This is a genomic window from Actinoplanes italicus, assembly GCF_003001815.1.
Taxonomy (GTDB): domain Bacteria; phylum Actinomycetota; class Actinomycetes; order Mycobacteriales; family Micromonosporaceae; genus Actinoplanes; species Actinoplanes italicus.
Genome location: NZ_PVMZ01000008.1, coordinates 126,354 through 148,293 on the forward strand (window position 1 = coordinate 126,354; position 21,940 = coordinate 148,293).

The following is a 21,940-nucleotide window of genomic DNA, read 5'->3' on the forward strand; positions in this document are numbered from 1 at the left end:
TACGAGACTGAGCTACGTGGCCCCACGTAGCTCAGTTCTCGCCGCCCTCGTCCTCACTCTGATCGCCGCCTCCGGTTGTGAGGTGTCCACCACGGGCACCGGAGACTCCGGCGCACCGTCGGGCTCGGGCTCCGACAAGAACGCGACGACCGCCCTCGACAGCCTGACGATCGCCGACGCCCGCTCGATGCGGGGCTACAACCGGGAGAAGTTTCCGCACTGGCGCGACGCCGGAGAGAACTGCGACGTCCGGGACACCGTGCTCAAGCGGGACGGTGACAAGGTCAAGTTCTCCGGCTGCAACGTCGTCGCCGGCTCCTGGGACAGCTGGTACGACGGCAAGGTCCTGAACACACCCACCCAGGTCGACATCGACCACATGGTGCCGCTGGCCAATGCCTGGCGTTCGGGCGCCGACGTGTGGACCGACGACGAGCGCGGCGACTTCGCCAACGACCTGGACCGGCCCCAGCTGTTCGCCGTCTCCGCCGCCTCCAACCGGTCGAAGGGCGACCAGGACCCGTCCACCTGGAAGCCGCCGGCCGAGAACGCCTGGTGCGTCTATGCGCAGGACTGGATTGAGGTGAAGAGCTACTGGAAACTGACGGTCACGAAGAAGGAGAAGGAAGCTCTCACCGAGATGCTGGGGACCTGCTGATGAGCAAGACCACCGACATCGTGCCCGGGCCGGGCGGGGTGATGACCGACGAGGTCGGCGTCGTCACCGGCGACCTGACCCTGCGCACGGAACTGACCGACGGCGACGCCGTCGTCAGCGTTCAGTACAAGGACGCCGAGGAGTGGTACGCGGTGACCGGCGGCCGTGCCAAGCTGGCCGATCCCGCCGATCTGGATGCCGTGCACGCGATCGCTGTCGGCCTGCTGCACCGGCCGGAGGGCTGAGCTGGCCCTCGATGGCTATGGTCGGGCGGGTGCGTCCTCTCCGCCTGGCCGTCGCGCTGCTGCTGGTCCTGCCGCTGGTCACCGCCTCGGCCGGTCCACACCCGACCCGGCCGATCGCTCTGACCGATGTGCTGCCGGCCGTCGCCGAGGCGGCCCCGGACCCGGGCGGTGACTTCCGGATCACCGCGGACACCGAGATCAGCGCGACGGAGAGCGCCCTTGCGGTTGCCGGGCAGCTAGCCGAGGCGCTTCGTCCGGCTACCGGCTTCGATCTTCGGCTGGTACGGGCGAGTCGCGGTCCCGTGATCGACCTGGCTCTGGAGCCCGGCCATCCGGACGAAGGGTACCGCCTGGAGGTCCGCCAGGATCGTGTCGAGCTGCGTGCGACGTACCCGGCCGGATTGTTCTTCGGGGTGCAGACGCTGCGCCAACTGCTCCCGCCGGAGATCGAGTCGGACACCGTCCAGCGCCGGCGGTGGACCGTCCCGGGTGGACGGATTCACGATCGGCCGAGGTACGCCTATCGCGGCGCCATGCTGGACCTGGCCCGCCATTTCCACACGGCTGCCGAGGTGCGCGCCTACATCGACCAGATCAGCCGGTTCAAGATCAACTACCTGCACCTGCATCTGAGCGATGATCAGGGCTGGCGCATCCGGATCGACAGCTGGCCACGACTGACCGAGGTCGGTGGCGCGCCCGGGACCGGGGTGGGCGGCGACGGTGGCGGATTCCTGACCAAGGACGACTACCGCGAGCTGGTCCGGTACGCCGCCGAGCGGTACATCACGGTCATCCCCGAGATCGACATGCCCGGGCACGTGAATGCCGCCCAGGTCGCCTATCCCGAGCTGGCCTGTGACGGGGTGGCCCCACGGCCGCGCACCGACATGCGGGTCGGCTACAGCTCGCTCTGCGTTCGCGAGGAGACCACCTACCGGTTCGTCGAGGACGTGATCCGCGAGCTGGCCGAGATGACGCCCGGCCCGTACCTGCACGTCGGCGGGGACGAGACGTTCGCGACCCCGCACGGCAGCTATCTCGCGTTCCAGCGCCGGGTGCTCCCGCTGGTCCGGAAGCACGGCAAGATCCCGTACGGCTGGCACGAGATCGGCCAGTCACCGGCCGCCGGAGACGCACTGCTTCAGTTCTGGGGTCGCGAGCGTGACAACCCGATGGTGAACACCGCCGTCGCCGCGGGCGCGAAGCTGGTCATGTCACCGGCGAACCGCACCTACCTCGACATGAAATACGACAGCCTCACCCCCGGTGGTCTCGACTGGGCCGGGGCCATCGAGGTGCGGACCGCCTACGACTGGGACCCGGACGGTCTGCTCGCCGATGTGCCCGCGACCGCGATCCTGGGCGTCGAGGCGCCGCTGTGGTCCGAGACGCTGCGCGATTACGCCGACATCGAGTTCCTGGCCTTCCCCCGGCTGGTCGCCATCGCCGAACTGGGCTGGTCTCCCGCGCGGAGCCACGACTGGGAGTCGTTCCGGGCCCGCCTCGGCACGTACGGCTCTCGATGGGTCCGCCAGGACGTCGGCTTTCACCGGTCACCACAGATCCGCTGGTCCTGACATGCGTGCGGGCCGCCACCCGGACGGCCCGCACCACAGTCGACCAGGCTCAGACGACCGGGCCGCCCGGGGTCTCCAACGCGGCGGCCAGGGTGCCGTGAGCCTCCACAGCCCCGGCGCCGTCCGCGACGACCTCGGCCGTCACCGCGTGCGGCCGGATCTCACCGGACTCGATCTGCTCGGCCCAGTGGCAGGCCACGCGGTGCGTACCCGTGCCGATGACCCGCAGGCCGGGCCGTTCATCGCCGCAGCGGGTCGGCTGCGCCCAAGGGCACCTGGTGTGGAACCGGCAGCCGGACGGCGGGTTCGCCGGTGACGGCAGGTCGCCGGCGAGCAGGATCCGTTCCCGGCGGTCCTCCACCTCAGGGTCCGGGACCGGCACGGCAGACATCAGAGCCCGGGTGTACGGGTGAAGCGGCCGCTCGTAGAGGTCGTCTCCCGACGCCTCCTCGACCAGTGCGCCCAGGTACATCACACCGACCGTGTCGGAGATGTGCCGGACCACGGCGAGGTCGTGGGCGATCACCAGGTAGGTGAGGCCCAGTTCCTCCTGCAGGTCCTCCAGCAGGTTGATCACCTGTGCCTGGATCGACACGTCGAGGGCCGAGACCGGCTCGTCGGCCACGATCAGGTCCGGGTTGAGCACCACGGCGCGGGCGATGCCGATGCGCTGCCGCTGACCGCCGGAGAACTCGTGCGGGTACCGCGACAGCGCCCACTGCGGCAGGCCGACCGCGTCGAGCGTCTTCGCGATGAGCTTGCGCCGCTCGGCCCGGTCCCCGCCGATGCCGTGCGCCTGCAGGCCCTCGGTCAGGATCGACTCGACGTTCTGCCGCGGGTCCAGGCTCGACATCGGGTCCTGGAAGATCATCTGCATCCGGCGGCGCATCGAGCGCAGCTGCTTTGTCGGCAGCGTCGTCAGCTCGGTGCCGTCGAAGTTGACCGTGCCGCCGGTCGGCTTGGTCAGCTGCAGCAACGCCCGGCCCAGCGTCGACTTCCCGCAGCCGGACTCGCCGACCAGGCCGTACGTCTTGCCCTTCTCGATCCGCAGGGACACCCCGTCGACCGCCTTGACGTGGCCGACCACCCGGTCGAAGAACGCCCCGCGCTTGATGGGGAAATGCACTTTGAGGTCGTCGACCTCGACCAGCACCTCGGTCACGAGGACACCTCCGCGGTCGCGGGCTCGGGATTGACACAGCGGTAGGCGTGCCGGTGGATGCCCTCGACCAGCGCCGGAGGCTCTCCGACACACGCGTCGACCTGGCGGTCGCACCGCGGAGCGAAGGCGCAGCCGTCCGGCCAGGGCAGGACGTCGCGCACCGAGCCGCGGATCGCGTGCAGCTTCTCGCCACGACCGGAGTCGAGGCGCGGCACCGAGCCGAGAAGCCCGTGAGTGTACGGGTGCCGCGGCTCGGCGAACAGCGGCTTGCGCCGGGCCGACTCGACGACGCGGCCGGCGTACAACACGTTGACCGTGTCGCAAATGCCCGCCACCACACCGAGGTCGTGCGTAATCATGATGAGCGCCGTCCCGGACTCACGGACCAGGCCGCGCAGCAGCTCAAGAATCTGCGCCTGGATCGTCACGTCCAGAGCCGTGGTCGGCTCGTCCGCGATCAGCAGGCGCGGCTTGCAGGCCACCGCCATGGCGATCAGCGCACGCTGCCGCATACCGCCGGAGAGCTGGTGCGGGTACTCCTTGAGCCGCCGCGTCGGGTCCGGGATACCCACCTTGTTGAGCAGGTCGGTGGCCTCCTTGCGGGCGGCGTCACCGGTCATCCCGCGGTGCCGGGTCAGAACCTCGGTCACCTGTACGCCGATCGGCACCACCGGATTCAGCGAGGACAGCGGGTCCTGGAAGATCATCGCGACATCACGGCCGCGGATGTCCCGCATGGTGCGCTCGTCGGTCTTGAGCAGGTCGGTGTCGTCCGCGAAGATCGCCGACCCGCCGACCGTCACGCCACGCTGCTTCGGCAGCAGGCCCATGAGCGCCAGCGAGGTGACGCTCTTGCCGCAGCCGGACTCGCCGACCAGGCCGACGACCTGACCGGCCTCCACCGAGAACGAGACACCGTCGACCGCCCGCACCGTACGCTGACCGCGCCGGGCGAAGGTGACGGACAGATCCTTGACGTCAAGCAAAGGCATGGCGGGCCTCACTTCCGCAGTTTCGGGTCGAGGGCCTCACGCATCGCCTCACCGAGCAGGGTGAATCCGAGCGCGGTGATGATGATGCCCAGCGCCGGATAGATCGCCAGACCGGGACGGATCCCGAGGTACGACTGCGCGTCGGCGAGCATCACACCCCACTCCGGAACCGACGAGTCCGGGTTGCCGAGTCCCAGGAAGGACAGGGCGGCGGCCTCGATGATCGCGGTGGCCAGTGTCAGTGTCGCCTGAACGATCACCGGCGCCAGCGAGTTCGGCACGATGTGCGTCAGCGCGATCCTTCTCCTCGTCACGCCGAGCGAGGTCGCGGCGAGCACGTAGTCGCCGCCGGACTGGGCGAGCATCGCGCCACGCAGCAGCCGGGCGAAGATCGGCACCGACACCAGGCCGACCGCGATCATCACGGTGGTCAGGCTGGCGCCGAGCAGTGCCGCGATGCTGACCGCCAGCAGCAGGCTGGGCAGGGCGAGCATGATGTCGACGAAGCGCATCAGCACGTTGTCGACCCACCGGCCGACCCGGCCACCGAGACCGGCCGCGGCACCCGCGATACCACCGATGATCGCGCCGATGGTGAGGCCGATCAGGGTGGAGATGACGCCGACGAGCAGGGTCTGGCGGGCACCGACCAGCATCCGGCTGAACAGGTCACGGCCCTGGTGGTCGTAACCGAGCCAGTGCTCGGCGGACGCGCCCGGGATGATGCCCTGGCCGGACTTCACGACACCCTCACGGATACCGATCGTGTCGGTCGGCGAGTAGGGCGCCACCCACGGGCCGATGATCGCGACGATCACGAAGATCAGGAGGATCGAGGCGCCGATGATGGCGCTGGGGCTGCGGCGCAGGCGCCGGAACGCCTCGGTCCACAGGCTGACGCCCTGTTCCTCCTGCTTGACCGCGGACAGCTCGCTGAGCCGGTCGATCTTGTCGGTCTTGACGCTCATCGAACCCTCACCCTCGGGTCGATCAGGCTGTACGAGACGTCGACCAACAAGTTCACCAGGAGATACACGACCGCAATGATCATGATGAAGCCCATCAGCACCGGGTAGTCCAGGTTGCTGATGGCGTCCTTGAGGAACGCTCCGATGCCACTGAACGCGAACACCGTCTCGGTCAGTACCGCGCCGGAGAGCAGACCGCCGGTGAGCAGGCCGATCACCGTGACGATCGGCAGCATCGCGTTACGCAGAATGTGCCGGCCGCGGATCGTACTCTCGGTCAGGCCCTTCGATTTCGCCGTTCGCACATAGTCCTCGCTCAGCACCTCGAGCACGCTCGCCCGGGTGATCCGGACGATGATCGCCAGCGGGATGCTGGCGAGCGCGATGCCGGGCAGGACGAGATGCCAGAGCGCGTCCAGAGCGGCGTCCCACTCGCGGGTCATCAACCCGTCCAGGACGAAGAAGTTGGTGATCCGGGTTGCCCCGAGGGTCGGGTCCTGCCGACCGCTCGACGGGAACAGGTGCAGCTGCTCCGAGAAGATCGCCTTCAGGACGTACGCCAGGAAGAAGACCGGGACACAGATGCCGATCAGCGAGCCGCCGACCGAGGCACTGTCCAGGAAACTTCCCCGGCGGCGGGCGGCGAGATAGCCGAGCGGGATGCCGACACCGATCGCGATGATCATCGCCATCACGGTGAGTTCGACAGTGCCCGGGAAACGCTCGATGAACTCCGTCGTGACCTCGCGCTTCGTCGAGATCGAGGTGCCCAGGTCGAGCTTGAGCATGCGCTGCATGAACCGGCCGTACTGAACCAGGATCGGCTCGTCCAGGCCGAGGTTCGCCCGGATCTGCGCGCGCAGCTCCGGGGTGCCGCGCTCGCCGAGGATCGCGGTCTCCGGGCCGCCGGGAAGGCGGTGCAACCAAGTGAACAGAAGAATCGACAGGCCGAACAGCGTGGGAATCAGCTGTAGCAGGCGTCGCACGATGAACCGAATCAAGGCCGCCTCGTGAGGTGGGAGGTCGACAGCGGGCGGGCGTCAGGGTATGACGCCCGCCCGCCGATCAATCAGAAATGCGGTACCGAAAGGTGACTTACGAGAACGTGGCTCCCACGAACCGCTCGTCGGTCAGCGGGCTCGGCGTGATGCCGGTGAGGCCCTTGCCGAACACGATCGCCGGCGGCGAGTGCGAGATCGGCACACCCGGCGCGAACTCCGCGATGGCGGCGTTCAGAGCCTTGTACTTCTCGATGCGCTGCGCCTGGTCCGCCGTGGTGTCGGCGTCCTTGAACTGCGCGAACAGCTGCGGGTTGTTGAAACCCCACTCGTCCTTCTGGCGGTCGAACATGGTGCCGATGAAGTTGTACGCGTCACCGTAGTCGCCGGTCCAGCCGAGCAGGTGCAGGTCGTGCGCGCTACCCGAGGTGGTGGCGTTGAGGTAGTCGGGGCTCCACTTCAGCGGAATGGCCTCGACCTCGATGCCGACCGCCTTCAGGTCGGCGGCGAGCAGCTCGTACAGGTCCTTCGGGTTCGGCATGTACGGCCGGGTGACCTCGGTCGGGTAGTGGAACTTCAGCTTCAGGTTGCTGACGCCGGCCGCGGCGAGCAGCTTCTTGGCTTCCTCGACGTTGTAGTCGTACTTCTTGACGTCGGCGTTCCAGCCCTCGACCGTGTCCGGCATGAACTGGCTGGCGGCCTTCGCACCCGGGGGCAGCTTCGAGTCGACCAGGGCCTGACGGTTGATCGCGTACGAGATCGCCTGGCGAACCTCGGGCTTGGCCAGCGCCGGGTTGCCCTTCTGGTTGATCGCCATGTAGAAGATGTTGAACGCCGGACGGGTCAGGACGTTGAAGCCGTCCGCCTTCAGCGGCTCGACGTCGGCCGGGCCGACCAGGTCGTAACCCTGGATGTCACCGGAACGAAGCGCCTGCTTACGGGCGTTCTCGTCGGAGATCGTGCGGAAGACGACCGTCTTCAGCTTCGCCTTGTCACCCCAGTAGGCGTCGTTGCGCTCGATCGTCAGCGACTTGTTCGGCAGGTCCCAGGTCTTGAACTTGAACGGGCCGGTGCCGGTCGGGTGCTCCATCGCGTACGACGGGTACTTGATGTCATCGGCCGAACCGGTGATGTTCGACGCGTCGTACTGCTTGAGGGCAGCCGGGCTGTGGATCGAGAACGACGGCAGCATCAGCGCCGCCGGAACCTTGCTGGACACCCGGGTGAACGCCAGGTCGACAGTCGCGGGGTCCTTGGCGGTGCAGGACTTGAAGAGGCTCGGCGGCAGCTCGGCGTTCTCGTTTTTCGCGAAGCCACCCATGACGTCCTGCCAGTACGGCGTGACGTCCGGGCTCTGCATGAGACCGGTCGAGTTGAACCAGCGGTTGAAGTTGACGCAGACAGCCTCGGCGTTGAAGTCGGTGCCGTCGTGGAACTTCACGCCGGTCCGCAGCTTGAACGTCCAGGTCGTGCCGGCCGCGTCCGGGGTCCAGCTCTCGGCCAGGCCGGGCGACGGCTTGGTGCCACCCTCCTCCGGGCGGACCAGGGTCTCGAAGATCTGCCGGGCGACACGCAGCGACTCACCGTCACTGGCGAGGCTCGGGTCGAGCACCTTCGGGTCACCGGCGACGCCGAAGACCAGTGTGTCCTTGACGGCAGTGTTACCGCCGGAGGGATCACGGTCACTCTCGGCGCAGCCGGCGGCTGCCAGAACAGCGACTGCGGTAACCGCGATCGCGGCTTTCCGCCTCGATGAACGCATCGTGCTTCACCTCTGCCTTGTGGGGTGGTCAACGCGGTGGAGTGTGCCACCGATGCGACGGACATTAACGGCCCGGTAAGTTTCCGGGCAGCCGTTGGTATCCAATCGTGTTGTTACGAAGCTGCTTCGCTTCGCACCCACCCCGGCACCTGTCGTCAGACCGCGCGACGTCCCTCGAAAGCACGCCCCAGGGTGATCTCGTCGGCGTACTCTAGATCGCCGCCGACGGGCAGGCCACTGGCCAGACGGGTCACCGCGAGACCCATCGGTTTGATCAGGAGAGCCAGATAGGTCGCCGTGGCCTCCCCCTCCGTGTTGGGATCGGTGGCCAGAATCAGCTCCTTGACCTCGCCCGTCCCGACCCGGTGCAGCAGCTCACGAATGCGAAGATTGTCCGGCCCGATGCCCTCGAGCGGGTTGATGGCACCGCCGAGCACGTGATAGCGCCCCCGGAACTCGCCGGTGCGCTCGATCGCCACGACGTCCTTCGGCTCCTCCACCACGCACAGCACCTCGTTGGTACGGCGGGTGTCACGGCAGACCCGGCACTGCTCCGACTCGGCCACGTTGAAGCAGGTGGTGCAGAAGCGGACCAGTTCCTTGACCTTCCGCAATGCGGTGGCCAGCCGGTTCACATCGGCCGGATCCGCGGACAGGACGTGGAACGCGATGCGCTGGGCCGACTTCGGGCCCACGCCCGGCAGCCGGCCCAGCTCATCGATCAGGTCCTGGATGGCACCCTCGTACACGGATCAGAACCCCGGCAGGGAGAAGCCGCCGGTCGCCGGACCCATCTTCGACTCGGCCAGCTCACGCTGCGCCTCCGCCGCGTTGTGGATCGCGGCCAGCACCAGGTCCTCGAGCGTCTCCACGTCGTCCGCGTCGACCACCTTCGGGTCGATCTTGACCGACTTGAACTCGCCCAGACCGGTGATCACCACGGTCACCAGGCCGTTGCCGGCAGCGCCGGTCAGCTCGGCCTCGGCCAGTTCGGCCTGCGCCTGGGCGACCTGCTGCTGCATCTTCTGCGCCTGCTTCATGATCTGCTGCATGTTCGGCTGTGCACCGGGGCGCATGGCACCGCTCCTCAACTAATCGGTTTCGTTGTCCACCGTCGATCTCGAGGCGGCGGTCGAAGTTACCGCCGCCAGCGTAGCCGCCGCCCCCTCAATGCCCGCCGAGACGCCGCCGGACACACCTACGCCGCTCGGCGCCACCACGCCCGGCGCTCGGCCTCACTACGCCGCCGCGCTCGACCCTCAACACGCGCGGCGCTCGGCCTCACTACGCCACTGCGCTCGCCCCCACTGCGCCACTGCGCAGCTGACCGATCTCGATCAGAGTTCGCCGATCTTCTCCGCGCCGAAGGCCGCCCGGAGCAGCTGGATCGCCTGCTCCTCGCCGCTCTGCCGCGCGGTTTTCTCGTCGATCACGTCGTCGAGCGGCTCGTCACCGGGATCGAACCCCTCATAGCCCGGCGCAGGACCGTCGTACTCGGGGTCGTAGGGCGCCTCCTCCACCGGCGGCGCGTCCGAGAACGATCGTGCCGACCCACTCGGCGTCCCGGCTCCCCGGCCGGCAGCCGGGCCCCCAGCGGCTCCCCGGCCGGCAGCCGGGCCTCCAGCAGGCCGAGCGGCCACCCCACTGCGGGCGTTGGCCAGGGCAGCCCGCGCCGCCTCGGCAGCAGCCGACCGCACGGGCGCCGCCGGCGAGGCCCCGCCGCTGCCCGCGACGGCCGCCGCTGCCGGGGAGACGCCCTGCGGTGCCATACCCCCAGACGCCGCTCGTGAGGCCCCACCTGGAGCCGATCCCGCGCCAGAGGGCGGGGCCGATACGGCGGCCCCGCCGAACGCGGAGCCTCCGCCCGCCGCCCCTGGGCCGGCACCACCGCCGAAACCGGGCCGGCCACCGCCCGCACCGAGGCCCGAAGCCGCAGCAGATCCGGGACCCGCAGCAGGCGCACCACCACCCGCCGCTGGAGCAGCCACCCCACCGGTCGAGGCCGCACCGGAACCCGGTCGCACCGGCTCGGGCCAGGCGGAACTCTCCGTAGCCCCGGCGTCCGCCAGTGGACCGGCCCGGTCGGCCGACTGTCCCGCCCCGCCCCGCCCCGCAGCGCCGGGCCGAGCAGGCTCAGACCAACTGGCGTCATCACCGCGGGCAGCGCCGGCAGGACGCTGAGCGGGGCGAGCAGGCTCAGGCCATCCGGTGTCACCAGCGGCCGGAGCGGATCCGGGGACAGCGGGTCGCGCCGGTTCCGGCCAGTCCTCGTCGGAGTCAGCGGCCGGGGCACGCTGGGGTCGCGGCGGGTGCGACTCGGTACGGCCGGTGTTCCGCGTCGATCCGCCGGCCGGGTTCGGCTGCTGGGCCGGGCGGCCGGGAGCGCCCCCGGGCTGCCTGCGGCCGGTGGATTGTTCGCGGGGGTCGGCGGCTGCGGCCGGGCCGGCGGTGCCGACCTCGCAGCGGATCCGCCAGTCGCCCCCCGGGGACTTCCGGAACTCCGTCGTGATCGCCTCACGCCAGTTCAGGAAGCGTTCCACCAGCGCCTGGGTAGGTGCGGCGAACACGATGGTGTCGCCTTCCAGGTCGCGGACGCCGATGCCGTAGTCCTGCATCGCCCGAACCTTCGGCTGGTTCTGGCCCAATGCCTGCCACGCCGCGCGGACCCGTTCCAGCCGGGCATCCGGCCGGACGGCGAGACCGTCCTCCACGTCCGGCCGAAGGACGGGACCGATCCCCGTGTCCGGCCCGACGGCGGGGTCGCTCTCCGCCTCCGGCCGAACGACGGGATGACGATCCGCCTGCGGCCGACCGTCGACACGGCTCTCCGCCTCCGGCCGGGTGGCGGGACGACTCTCCGCCTGCGGCCGGACCGGCGCGGGCGGCTCGTCCTCAGGCGGCTCCTCGTCCCACGGTGGCGCCTCGTCGTAGTAACCGGCGTCGACCGGCGCGGACCCGCCGCCATCAGCGACCCGGTTCCAGTCCGGCTCGCCGTTCTCGTCGTGCCGTGGCGCCGAACCGGGGGCGACCGCGGACCGGTCGGACGGCCCGTCGGCCCGGGAACGGGGCCCCGAACCACCGGACGCCGCCGAAGCTCCGGGCTGCATCACAGCGCCCGCACCACTGGCAGCAGACGCTGGAGCCGTATCCGACCCGGCAGATGCCGTCGCGGTCGCCGCTTCGCCGAACGACTCCGAAGCGGCGGCGGCAGACGGGGCCGGTCCCGTGACGCCCGGAGACGGAGCATGGGCGGGCGAACCCGCAGATGCGGCCGCACCTGCCGGCGCTGGAGCGGCGGGCGAGACCGGACGGGCAGAAGACGGGCGTGCCGAGCCGGCCCGAGCGGCAGCAGCCGCGGCCATGGCAGCCGCTTTACCGCCGCCACCGGGGCCACCTCCCGCAGGAGCGTTCCCGACGACGGCCGGGCCCCCCGCGGAACCGTCCTCGTCGACGCGAGCGATCGGGGTGCCGGCGTCGGTGGGTGGGTGCTCACCCCGTACATCGGAGGAATGGATCTGACCGGTGCCGGACGGCATCAGGGTGACCCCGCGCTCGAGTCTCTCCAGGCGCTGCAGCAGCGCCGATGCCGAAGCGTCGGCACCGGGCAGCAGCATGCGGGCCGTGACCAGTTCCAGCAGCAGGCGGGGCGCGGTCGTGCCGCGCATCTCGACCAGGCCGTTGTGCAGGATGTCCGCGCAGCGGGACAGGGTCGCCGCACCCAGCCGGTGCGCCTGCCCGGCCATCGCCTCCAGCTGGTCGGCCGGGCCGTCGATGAGGCCCTTGGCGACGGCGTCGGGCACCTGCTGCAGCACGATCAGGTCACGGAAGCGTTCCAGCAGGTCGGAAGCGAACCGGCGGGGCTCGTGACCGGCCTCGGCGACCCGGTCGATGGTGGCGTAGGCGGCCGCGCCGTCGCCGTTGGCCACGGCGTCGCACATCTCGTCGATCAGGGTGACGTCGGTGACACCGAGCAGACCCACGGCCCGGGAGTACGTGACTCCCTCCGGCCCGGATCCGGCGATCAACTGGTCGAGGATCGACAGCGAGTCTCGCGCACTGCCGCCGCCGGCGCGGACGACCAGGGGGAGCACCGACGGCTCGACGGTGATGCCCTCGGCGTCGGTGAGCTGCTGAAGGTACGGCCGGAGGACCGCGGGTGGGATGAGCCGGAACGGGTAGTGATGGGTCCGCGAGCGGATCGTGCCGAGCACCTTGTCGGGCTCGGTGGTGGCGAAGATGAACTTCACATAGTCCGGCGGCTCCTCGACGAGCTTGAGCAGCGCGTTGAAGCCGGCCGACGAGACCATGTGCGCCTCGTCGATCACGTAGATCTTGTATCGGCTGTTCGCCGGCGCGAAGAACGCCTTCTCCCGCAGCTCACGGGCGTCGTCGACACCACCGTGGCTGGCCGCGTCGATCTCGATGACGTCGATCGACCCGGCGCCGTCGTTGGCCAGCGATTTGCAGGACCCGCAGACGCCGCACGGCTCGGGGGTGGGACCCTGCTCGCAGTTGAGCGAGCGGGCCAGGATGCGCGCGCTGGAGGTCTTGCCGCAGCCGCGTGGCCCCGAGAAGAGATAGGCGTGGTTGAGCCGCCCGCTGCGCAACGCCTGCGACAGCGGCTCCGTGACGTGCTCCTGGCCGATGATCTCGGCGAAGGTGCGCGGCCGGTACTTGCGATAGAGGGCGAGAGCCACTCCTGCCACCTCCTGAACGACCGCGTCATTCTCCGCCGAGGGTCTGACAAGAACAAACGGGCGTGCCCCGGAAGTGGGCCGGGATGCAAAGGACCCCTCGTGCACCCGTCAGAGCCCGCTTATCCTTGCTGCCTTCCGGCCCTGGGGAGGTTCACGAGATACACGCCGCACGAGGGGCTGTCGTCGAGGATACCCGGCCGACCTTGGGCATGTGTGATGCGCCCCCTGCCTTCGGTGACGGCGCGGGCCTCTGTATCCTGGCGCACGGAGGATTCGCCTAGAGGCCTAGGGCGCACGCTTGGAAAGCGTGTTGGGATAAAACCCTCACGAGTTCGAATCTCGTATCCTCCGCCAGCTTCACGGCGAACATGTAAGGCCGGACCCCGCGGGTCCGGCCTTCGCCGCATTCTCGGCCGACGCTGGCACAGCACGCCGATCGGTCGATGTGCAGGGCTTTTGCGAAACTGCACCTAAATGAGTGAACCCCGAGGTCAAGGCCGGTAGAGCCTACGGGGCCATGGTGCGGTCGGTGGTGTGTCGAAACGGATTACCTCGATGGTGGCGGCGGCGATAGCCCTGGGGGCGGCGCTCGCGGTGGCTCCCGCCACGATGGCCACAGCTCAGATGCTGGGTCCCCAGTGGGTTCAGCTGGTCGCTGGCGACTCCCATACCTGCGGCCTGAAAAACACCGGGCAAGCCTTCTGCTGGGGCATGGGCAGCAATGGCCAGCTGGGCGACGGTAGTACGACGAACCGATCGGCCGCGACGCCGGTTCAGATGCCGTCCGGGGTGCAGTTCACCGAGATCACCCTCGGCGAGAGTCACACCTGCGCGATCGGCAACGACTCGAAGGCCTACTGCTGGGGCATGGGCTTGGGCGGCAGGCTGGGAGACGGCACCGAATCGGACCGAAGTGCCCCGGTCCCCGTCGACATGCCGAGCGGGGTGTCGTTCAGAGGGATCAGCGGTACCGGTCACCATACGTGTGCGATCGGAAACGACTCTAAGACCTACTGCTGGGGGCAGAACAGCCACGGCCAGGTGGGTGACGGCACCACCACGTCCCGGCTGGGGCCCGTCCAGGTCAACAGCCCATCCGGGGTGATCTTCACCCAGGTCGCCGCTGGCTACAGTCACACGTGCGCGATCGGAAACGACTCGAAGACCTACTGCTGGGGCATGGGCCAGCACGGTGAGATCGGTGACGGGTCGCTGAACGGTCGGACGAGTCCGGTGCCGGTCGACGTACCAGCAGGTGTGATCTTCACCGAGCTTGCCCCTGGCGGGGCAGTACATTCGTGCGCGCTCGGCAATGACAACAAGACCTATTGCTGGGGCGACAACAGCTACGCGCAACTCGGCAACGGCAACTTCGCGATCCAGTCGCGTCCCGTATCGGTCAACATGCCACCGGGGATCATCTTCCAACGACTCACCGTCAGCGCCAGCCAAACCTGCGCGATGGGGTCGGACAACAGACCTTGGTGCTGGGGCCGGTTCGCGGGCATGGATCACCCCGCTCCGGTGGCCGTCGATCCCCCGTCCGGGACGAGTTTCTACCGCGTCACCGCTGGTGCCAACCACACCTGCGCACTCGCCAACCCCTACAACAACGCCTACTGCTGGGGTTCCGGTCACAGCGGTCAGCTGGGCAACAATCAGAATTCCGGCCAGTCCGCGCCGGTCGAGGTCCTGGAGGCGGGGCAGGCGCCGCCCGGCCCAGGCGGCTCCCGTCTCACCCGGGTGTTCGCCGGCGGGTCTCACCTTTGTGGACTCGACGAGAACGCGAAGGCGTACTGCTGGGGTCAGAACGACTCCGGGCAGCTGGGTGACGGCACCACCACGAGCCGGCAGGCACCGACGGCGGTCAACACTCCGTCCGGCGTGACCTTCACGCAGTTCGCCCTCGGCTCGACCCATACGTGTGCCACCGGAAGCGACACCAGGACCTACTGCTGGGGCAGCGGTTTCAACGGTGTCCTGGGCAACGGCAGCACCGCGAACGTCTCGACTCCGACGCCGGTCGACGCCCCGCCGGGGGTCACCCTCACCGGGCTCAGCACTCAGGGTTTCCACACCTGTGGGCTCGGCAGCAACGCCACCACCTATTGCTGGGGCCAGAACGCTGAAGGCCAGGTGGGTGACGGCACCACGACCAATCGGCTGAGCCCGGTGCCGGTCAACGCCCCGGGCGGGGTGACCTTCACCCAGATCGCCGCCGGCCACAACCACACCTGCGCGATCGGCAGCGACAGCAAGGTCTACTGCTGGGGACTCGGCCAGAACGGCGCGATGGGTAACGGCGGCACCTCGAACCAGTCGGCTCCCGGGCTTGTCACCTTGCCGGGCGGTGTGACCTTCACCCAGGTCGCCAGCGGTCAGAACCACTCGTGCGCGATCGGCGGCGACAACAGGACCTACTGCTGGGGCTTCAACGGCAACTCCCAGGTCGGCAACGGCAACACCACGAGCCAGCCGATCCCGGTACCGGTCGCGGTCCCCGGCGGAGCAGCCCTCACCGAGGTGGCGGCGAACTTCAACTTCACCTGCGGGCTGGGTAACGACAGCAGGGCTTACTGCTGGGGTTCGGGTTGGGGTTACCAGACGGAGAGCTCGACCCCGGTGGCGACCATCACCATGCCGGTGCCCTTCACCAGGCTGTCCGTCGGCAGCGCCCTCTGCGCACAGGGCAATGACAACTCGGCCTACTGCTGGTCCGGCTATGACCCACCCGGGGTGATCCTCGCCGGGGGTGCGGTCGCCGGCGGCGATCGGATGGTCAACGTGATCTGGAACGACCAGATGACCGGCACACAGAGGGAGTACATGGCGATCTGTCGCGGATGTGGCCCCAGAGCCGATTGAGGACAGGGCGAAGGCCGGACCCCGAGGGGTCCGGCCTTCGTTCTTTCAGGCGCAGGTCGGCCGGTACGGCGTCTCCGGGATGTACGCCTCCCACTCCTGAAGGGTGAAGCCGTCGCCGGTGACCGCGCAGGCGACCGCGGCGGGATCGGCCCGCAGACCGTCGAGCGCCGAGTAGTCCCAGAGAACGGCCCGGGTGCTGTCGAAGTTCCCGCTGGTCGCGAGCCTGCGCCCGTCCGGGTGGAAGACCAGGGCGGTCGACTTCAGGTCGGTACGCCGAAGCACCGCGACCCGGACCGGCCCGGACAACTCGGCCACGTCCCAGAACGCCACGGTCTCGGCCTCGGTTCCGGTGGCGAGGGTCCTGCCGTCGGGCGTGAACGCCACCGACCACACCGGGGCGCCGATGCCGGTCAGGATGGCCTGCCGGCGGAGCCGCCCGTCGACGCTCCACAGCGACGCCGTCCTGTCCTCGCCGCCGGTGGCCAGAGTGCGCCCGTCCGGGCTGAACGCCACGGCGAGCACCCGGTCGGTGTGTCCCTTGAGCGTGCCGAGCTGAACCGGCTCCGACCGGTCGGTCACGTTCCACAGGTTCACGGTCTGACCCGTGGTGACGGCGACCGTACGCCCGTCGGGGCTGAACGCGACGGCTGCGATGAGGTCGTTCCCCGGCAGGTCGCCGAGCTGGACCGGGTTCCGCCGGTCGGTGAGGTCCCAGAGGGCCACGTCGAAGCCGTTGCCGATCGCCAGAGTGTGACCGGCCGGATCGAACGCCACGGTCCCGCCCGAGACGGACAATCCACCCAGCGCCACCGGCGCGCCCGGATCACCGACATCGGTCAGCGTCACCGGTTGCTTCTCGTCCCACCCGATCGCGACGACGGTACGGCCGTCGGAGCTGATCGCGGCCGCGTCGATGTACGTGGGGTGGATCCGTACGGTGGCGCGCTCGACGGGCCCGGCCGGTCCGGACAGATCCCACACGGTGGCCGTGCCCTTGAAGTGGGTCGTGATCAGCCGCTGCCCGTCCGGCGTGATCATCGCGGACAGCGCGCGGTCGAACTCGCCCTCACCACGGCCGAGCATCGCGGGTTCGCCGTGTGCCCGGACGGACCACAGGCTCAGCGAGCCGATGTTCCCGGCGGTCGCCAGCGTACGGCCGTCGGGGCTGAAGGAGATCGCCTCGGCGTACCCGCTGTGATCGTCGAGGTCGGCCATGTGGACGGGCGCGTTGTCGGTCATGTCCCACAGCCGTGCGGTCCCGTCGTTGTCGCTGGTGGCGAGGACCAGACCGTCGTCGCTGAATGTCGCGTCCAGACCACGGGTCACCGTCGTGTTGAAGCGCCGCGGTTTCGTGAGGTCGTCCATGTGCCAGAACGCGAGGTTGCCGGCGCCGTCGTTGGTGGCCACGAGGGGGCGTACCGGATGGAAGGTGATCCTTCGCCATTCACCGGCCAGCGTGCCGACCGCGACGGGTTTGGTCCGGTCGGTGATGTCCCAGACGGTTCCGGGTGTCCCGGCGGTCACGACGGTCCGGCTGTCGGGACCGAACGCGACCGGTCCCGCGTACCCCATGCTTTGTCTGGTGAGAAGAACGGGCCGTTTCCGGTCCGCCATGTTCCACAGGGTCCACTTCTTGTCGGGGCCGGAGACGGCGAGCGTCTGCCCGTCGGGGCTGTAGACCATCCAGCCGGTGAACGGCGCGGCCACCGTCACGAGCTTGATCGGATGGGCCGGATCGGACACGTCGAACAGAACCGGCCGGAAGTCCCGGGCGCCCACGATGGCGAGTGTCGTGCCGTCCGGGCTGAAGACCGGCTCACCGAGGTAGTGGTCGTCGTCGATGACGGCGATCCGGACCGGCGTGGCGGGGTCGGCGACGCTCCACAGCGACGCGGAGAACTCCGACTCGATGACGGCGATGACATTCCCCGGGCCGTACGTCACCGACATGGCATCGCTGATGGTGCCGAGCCGGCGCGTGGAACTGACGAGTCCGGCGAGCTCGGCCCGGGCCTCGGTGCCGGGCTGCACCGCCTGCGCGGCGATCCCGAGCCGCAGCGCCGTCACCGGGTCGTTGTCGATCATCTTCCGGGCCTGGTTGAACAATCGGCGGCCGACGGTGATCTGTTTCTGCTCCGCGGCGTTCTCCTCCTGCCGACGAGCCTCCTCGGCGGCCTCCTTCGCCTTCCGCTCGTTCTCGCGGGCGAGGGCCTCCTGGCGGCGAGCCTCCGCGCCGGACTCCTCGGCGATGCGTTGCTGCTGGCGTGCGATGTGCCGCTGGCGCTCGGCCTCGGCCGTGGCCTCATCGGCGAGGCGCTGCTGCTCCTCCGCGATGATCTTCTGGCGGGCCGTCTCCTGTGTCGACTGCCTCGCCAGCTCGCTCTGCTCCTCGGCCACGGCCCGCTGTTCCTCGGCGAGCGCCTGTGCCCGGCTCGCCAGCTGTTCCTGGCGGCGGGCGTTCGCCTGCTGGCGTCGCGCTTCGGCGCCCGCACGCTCGGCGGCACCCTGCTGTTCCCGGGCGCGCTGCTCCTGCCGCTTCGTCTCGGAGGTCGCGGCACGGGCCCGCGCCTCCTGCGTACGGGCGATCGTCTCCTGTTGCCGCGCCTCCTCGGCGAACCGCTCGGCGTTGCCGCGCTGCTGCGAGGCGACCTGCTGCTGGTGTTGTGCCTCCGCCGAGGCGGCGGTGGCCCGGTCGGCGTTGTGCCCGGCGAGCGCACCGGTGAGCGACGCCACCATGGTCAGCGCCGCCACGGCCGCCACGGCCACCCGGCGCAGCCTGCGGGCCTGCCGGTGGTGGCGGACGTCCTCGCCTTCCAGCTCGTCCTTGCTGACGCCGTGCATGGGTGCGGCCAGTTGCGCGATCGCGTTGCGGAACCGGGAATGCCGCAGGCTGAGTTCCCGGCCGTCGCGGGCCCAGCGCAGGTCGAGGAAGAGCGGCTCCTCGGCGAACACCCCGCGCAGCGCGTCCGGTACGGCCGTCGAATCCACGGAAAGATCACCGAGCTCGGGATCCCAGCGCCATTCGCCGTCGGTCACCACGGGAAGGATCCGGTCGACCGGCTTGGTGGCGAGCCAGTGCTCGATCTCGCGGTTGACCCACGCCGACCGTGCGGCCGTCGGCGAGGCGAGCAGCACGAAATACTCGGAGCCGTCCAGCGCCTTCTGGATCGACGACCACAGTGCCGGGGTCACCGACAGTCCGGTCTGGTCTCGGAAGATCCATAGGGCGCGACGCCGGTGCCACGGTTTCGCAAGACGATGCAAACCATGGTGTACGGCCGGCGCGAGCCGCCCGTCCGCGGCGTGGCTGTACGAGATGAAGCCGTCGAAAGTCATGCCCGGGCCCCTGCAGTCGGTCATCAACGCCGACCGATTCTGCACGCCGACCGCGGACGATGCGAAAAGGGCCGTACCCGATGAGTACGGCCTTCACTCGTTGTGCCCCGCTGATCGACCCTCCGTGGGGCGGGTCTATTCTCTGGGGTGAAAACAGTGCGGGCGAGGGCTGGCTCCCGATCGGGGCCGGCCCTCGCCTATTTCACACTGCCGTCTCACATCTGTGCGGCTGCTATCGCGTCCTCGACCTCCGGGAAGATCGCGAAGTATCGCCCCAGGCCGACCGTCTCCAGCAGCTGGCTCAGGAACGGGTTCGCACCGGCGAAGCTCAACCATCCGCCGCGCGCGGAGATCACTTCTTTACTGGTGATGAACGCGCTCAGGCCGACCGAGTCGCAGAACTTGAGCCCGGTCAGATCGACCACGATCCGGGGGACCGGTCTCTCCAGCAGCCCGGCCAGGGTGGCATGCAACTGACCGGCGGTGTCCGCGTCCAGCTCGCCGCGGAGGTGCAGAACCGCGACTTCGGCACGATGCTCGGTGACTGCTGCTTGCATGATGATCGGCTTCCTACCCGTGCGATGGGGATTCAGCCTAGATCCCGACCATTTCCACACATCGGACAGTACGTGCGTCAGAACAAACACGAACGGACCGGACCCAACGTGGGGTCCGGCCCGTTTCGAGGCTGGCCGGGATCAGTCAAGCAGGTGCGGCGCAGCCTGAGGGGGGCTCCTGGCGCGGCATCAGAGCTCGCGCCACCGCCAGCGTGGACCACGCCACGCGTCGGCAAGGATCATCGCTGACGCCTTGCCGGGACACTGCTGCACCTTCGACTTGCCCTCGGGGCCGCCCATCTGGGCTTCGACCTCCCAGAACGTGCCGTCGGTGCGGACGTAGACGTCGCGGCGCCCGAGCCGGACGTCGCCATTCCACCAGTGATGCTCAACTCTCACATGTCAAATCTAGGACAGATATCGACGAACCTGGGTGGGGCGATTCTGTATAACTTGTTCGACGCCCGGTCAGACCGCATTGTCTGATCCGGTGTATTTGGCCCGCGTGACTTGCGCGACACCATATGTATTAGGGCCGTCCACACCTGACTACAGAACGTAGTTCTCAGGGCTGAGCTGCGACGAAACACCGTCGTTACATCCATGGCGCTGATCATGGAGAACAGCCGAACGGACGAGTGTCGGCTCCAGCGCTCGGTGGACCCCGCCACCGGGCACGCACAGTAACAAGATCTAGGTGGGAAAACCAGAGAGCCCGGTCCATATGAACCGGGCTCTTTCATGGCGGTGGCGGCGGGATTTGAACCCGCGGAGGGCGTAAACCCTCACACGCTTTCGAGGCGTGCTCCTTAGGCCACTCGGACACACCACCGGGAAGTACGTTACCGGACGCCGCAGAGGCTTTGCCGCCGGGTCACCCATAACCGTGCGCGGCACCGCTGACCTGGCAAGATCGACGGTCTAAGCATGGAAAGCGGAGGATTGAGATGAGCGTGCACATCGGCGGCAAGCCGGGCGACATCGCCGAGCGGGTTCTGCTGCCCGGTGACCCGATGCGGGCCAAGTGGATCGCGGAGACGTTCCTCGAGGACGCCGTCTGCTACAGCCAGGTGCGGGGGATGCTCGGCTTCACCGGCACCTGGAAGGGAGTGCGGGTCTCGGTGCAGGGCTCCGGCATGGGTATGCCGTCGGCCTCCATCTACACCCACGAGCTGATCAACGAGTACGGCGTGAAGTCGGTCATCCGGATCGGCTCGTGCGGTGCTCTCGCCATGGACCTGAACCTGGGTGACGTCATCGCCGCGATCGGCTCGGCGACCGACTCCAACATGAACCGGACCCGCTTCGACGGTCTGGTCGACTACGCGCCGGTGGCCGATTTCGGCCTGCTGCGCACCGCGGTCGAGACCGCCGAGGCGCAGGGTGTTCCGATGCGGGTCGGCCCGATCCTGGCTGCCGACGCGTTCTACACCGACCGCCCCGACCTCTACGACAGCCTCGCCGACTACGGCGTCCTCGCGGTCGAGATGGAGTCGGCCGCGATCTACACGATCGCCGCCCGCTACAAGGCGAAGGCGCTGACGATCCTCACGGTCAGCGACCACATCAAGCGCGGCGAAGCCATGGACTCCGCCCAGCGCGAGCAGGGCTTCTCGAACATGGTCCGAATCGGCTTGGACACCGCAATCGCCTGATCCTCCGGCTGACCTTTGGCGGTCAGCGGAAGAAGTTGCGTAAGAGGGCTGCGCACTCGTTTTCCAGGACTCCGGCGTAGACCTCGGGGCGGTGGTTCAGGCGAGTGTCTCTCACTACGTCCCAGAGGGAGCCTACGGCGCCGGTCTTGGGCTCCCAGGCTCCGAAGATCAGGGTGGAGATTCGGGCCAGGGTCAGGGCGCCGGCGCACATCGTGCACGGCTCCAGGGTCACCACGAGGGTGCAGCCCTCCAGGCGCCACGTATCCAGGCGGGCGGCGGCACGGCGGATCGCCAGGACCTCGGCGTGGCCGGTCGGGTCGCCGGTGAGTTCCCGCTCGTTCCCGGCGGCCGCCAGCTCGGCGCCGTCGGGTCCGAGTATCACCGCCCCGACCGGGACGTCCTCGGGTGAGGTGGACGCGACGGCGAGCGCCCGCCGCATCCACTCCTCATGCTGCCGACGGCGGA

General features: G+C 69.0%; 16 protein-coding genes, 2 tRNA genes, 1 other RNA gene and 1 pseudogene. 6 read left to right on the top strand and 14 right to left on the bottom strand.

What is annotated here, in order from left to right; translation table 11 throughout:
* The first annotated feature begins 16 nt into the window (after positions 1-16).
* The 3 genes and pseudogenes from CLV67_RS20670 (at position 17) to CLV67_RS20680 (ending at position 2,483) form a co-directional block, all read left to right on the top strand.
* Positions 17-658, top strand: coding sequence for an HNH endonuclease family protein (locus CLV67_RS20670; RefSeq protein WP_203737507.1), 642 nt, complete (start codon positions 17-19; stop codon positions 656-658).
* A gap of 5 nt (positions 659-663) precedes the next feature.
* A pseudogene (locus CLV67_RS20675) lies at positions 664-903 on the top strand (hypothetical protein); the annotation flags it as partial.
* A gap of 29 nt (positions 904-932) precedes the next feature.
* Positions 933-2,483 carry a beta-N-acetylhexosaminidase gene (locus CLV67_RS20680; protein ID WP_239166706.1) on the top strand — a complete coding sequence of 517 codons (1,551 nt, stop codon included), beginning with the start codon at positions 933-935 and terminating at the stop codon, positions 2,481-2,483.
* A gap of 49 nt (positions 2,484-2,532) precedes the next feature.
* Here CLV67_RS20680 and CLV67_RS20685 read toward each other — a convergent pair whose 3' ends face one another.
* From CLV67_RS20685 to ffs, 9 genes are all read right to left on the bottom strand, one after another.
* Positions 2,533-3,645, bottom strand: coding sequence for an ABC transporter ATP-binding protein (locus CLV67_RS20685; RefSeq protein WP_239166705.1), 1,113 nt, complete (start codon positions 3,643-3,645; stop codon positions 2,533-2,535).
* The gene (locus CLV67_RS20690; RefSeq protein WP_106320819.1) at positions 3,642-4,637 is read right to left on the bottom strand and encodes an ABC transporter ATP-binding protein; all 996 of its coding nucleotides are present in this window, start codon (positions 4,635-4,637) and stop codon (positions 3,642-3,644) included. Before CLV67_RS20690 ends, CLV67_RS20685 begins: the two co-directional genes overlap by 4 nt.
* An 8-nt stretch (positions 4,638-4,645) precedes the next feature.
* Positions 4,646-5,605, bottom strand: coding sequence for an ABC transporter permease (locus CLV67_RS20695; RefSeq protein ID WP_106320821.1), 960 nt, complete (start codon positions 5,603-5,605; stop codon positions 4,646-4,648).
* The gene (locus tag CLV67_RS20700; protein ID WP_106320823.1) at positions 5,602-6,606 is read right to left on the bottom strand and encodes an ABC transporter permease; all 1,005 of its coding nucleotides are present in this window, start codon (positions 6,604-6,606) and stop codon (positions 5,602-5,604) included. Before CLV67_RS20700 ends, CLV67_RS20695 begins: the two co-directional genes overlap by 4 nt.
* Before the next feature lie 94 nt (positions 6,607-6,700).
* Complete coding sequence (locus CLV67_RS20705) at positions 6,701-8,365, bottom strand: ABC transporter substrate-binding protein (RefSeq protein ID WP_106320825.1); 1,665 nt, start codon at positions 8,363-8,365, stop codon at positions 6,701-6,703.
* A 155-nt stretch (positions 8,366-8,520) separates the two neighbouring features.
* Positions 8,521-9,114: a recombination mediator RecR gene (gene recR / locus CLV67_RS20710; protein ID WP_106320827.1), complete on the bottom strand. Its 594-nt coding sequence runs from the start codon at positions 9,112-9,114 to the stop codon at positions 8,521-8,523.
* Positions 9,115-9,117: 3 nt separating this feature from the next.
* Positions 9,118-9,417, bottom strand: coding sequence for a YbaB/EbfC family nucleoid-associated protein (locus tag CLV67_RS20715; RefSeq protein WP_239166708.1), 300 nt, complete (start codon positions 9,415-9,417; stop codon positions 9,118-9,120).
* A 285-nt stretch (positions 9,418-9,702) separates the two neighbouring features.
* Positions 9,703-13,062, bottom strand: coding sequence for a DNA polymerase III subunit gamma and tau (locus CLV67_RS20720; RefSeq protein ID WP_106320831.1), 3,360 nt, complete (start codon positions 13,060-13,062; stop codon positions 9,703-9,705).
* 85 nt (positions 13,063-13,147) lie between these two features.
* Positions 13,148-13,244, bottom strand: an RNA gene (gene ffs / locus CLV67_RS20725) — signal recognition particle sRNA small type.
* An 84-nt stretch (positions 13,245-13,328) separates the two neighbouring features.
* On the opposite strand from ffs, the gene CLV67_RS20730 reads away from it, so the two are divergent.
* Positions 13,329-13,416, top strand: a tRNA-Ser gene (locus tag CLV67_RS20730).
* Positions 13,417-13,596: 180 nt separating this feature from the next.
* Positions 13,597-15,927: an RCC1-like domain-containing protein gene (locus CLV67_RS20735; RefSeq protein WP_146169238.1), complete on the top strand. Its 2,331-nt coding sequence runs from the start codon at positions 13,597-13,599 to the stop codon at positions 15,925-15,927.
* Positions 15,928-15,972: 45 nt separating this feature from the next.
* Here the strand turns inward: CLV67_RS20735 and CLV67_RS20740 are convergent, their stop codons facing one another.
* From CLV67_RS20740 to CLV67_RS20755, 4 genes are all read right to left on the bottom strand, one after another.
* Entirely contained in the window at positions 15,973-19,263 is a 3,291-nt protein-coding gene (locus CLV67_RS20740) for a TIR domain-containing protein (RefSeq protein ID WP_170153939.1), read from the bottom strand.
* Positions 19,264-19,478: 215 nt separating this feature from the next.
* A complete protein-coding gene (locus CLV67_RS20745) occupies positions 19,479-19,820 on the bottom strand; it encodes an STAS domain-containing protein (protein WP_106320837.1) in 342 nt (113 codons plus the stop codon).
* A 189-nt stretch (positions 19,821-20,009) separates the two neighbouring features.
* Positions 20,010-20,219 (bottom strand): hypothetical protein, encoded by a 210-nt coding sequence (locus tag CLV67_RS20750; RefSeq protein WP_106320839.1) that lies wholly within the window; start codon positions 20,217-20,219, stop codon positions 20,010-20,012.
* 343 nt (positions 20,220-20,562) lie between these two features.
* Positions 20,563-20,652, bottom strand: a tRNA-Ser gene (locus tag CLV67_RS20755).
* Between the two features lie 115 nt (positions 20,653-20,767).
* On the opposite strand from CLV67_RS20755, the gene deoD reads away from it, so the two are divergent.
* Positions 20,768-21,475 carry a purine-nucleoside phosphorylase gene (deoD, locus tag CLV67_RS20760; protein WP_106320841.1) on the top strand — a complete coding sequence of 236 codons (708 nt, stop codon included), beginning with the start codon at positions 20,768-20,770 and terminating at the stop codon, positions 21,473-21,475.
* A 22-nt stretch (positions 21,476-21,497) separates the two neighbouring features.
* Here the strand turns inward: deoD and CLV67_RS20765 are convergent, their stop codons facing one another.
* On the bottom strand, positions 21,498-21,914 hold the full coding sequence (locus CLV67_RS20765; RefSeq protein ID WP_239166707.1) for a nucleoside deaminase: 417 nt from the start codon (positions 21,912-21,914) through the stop codon (positions 21,498-21,500).
* Positions 21,915-21,940: the final 26 nt, after the last annotated feature.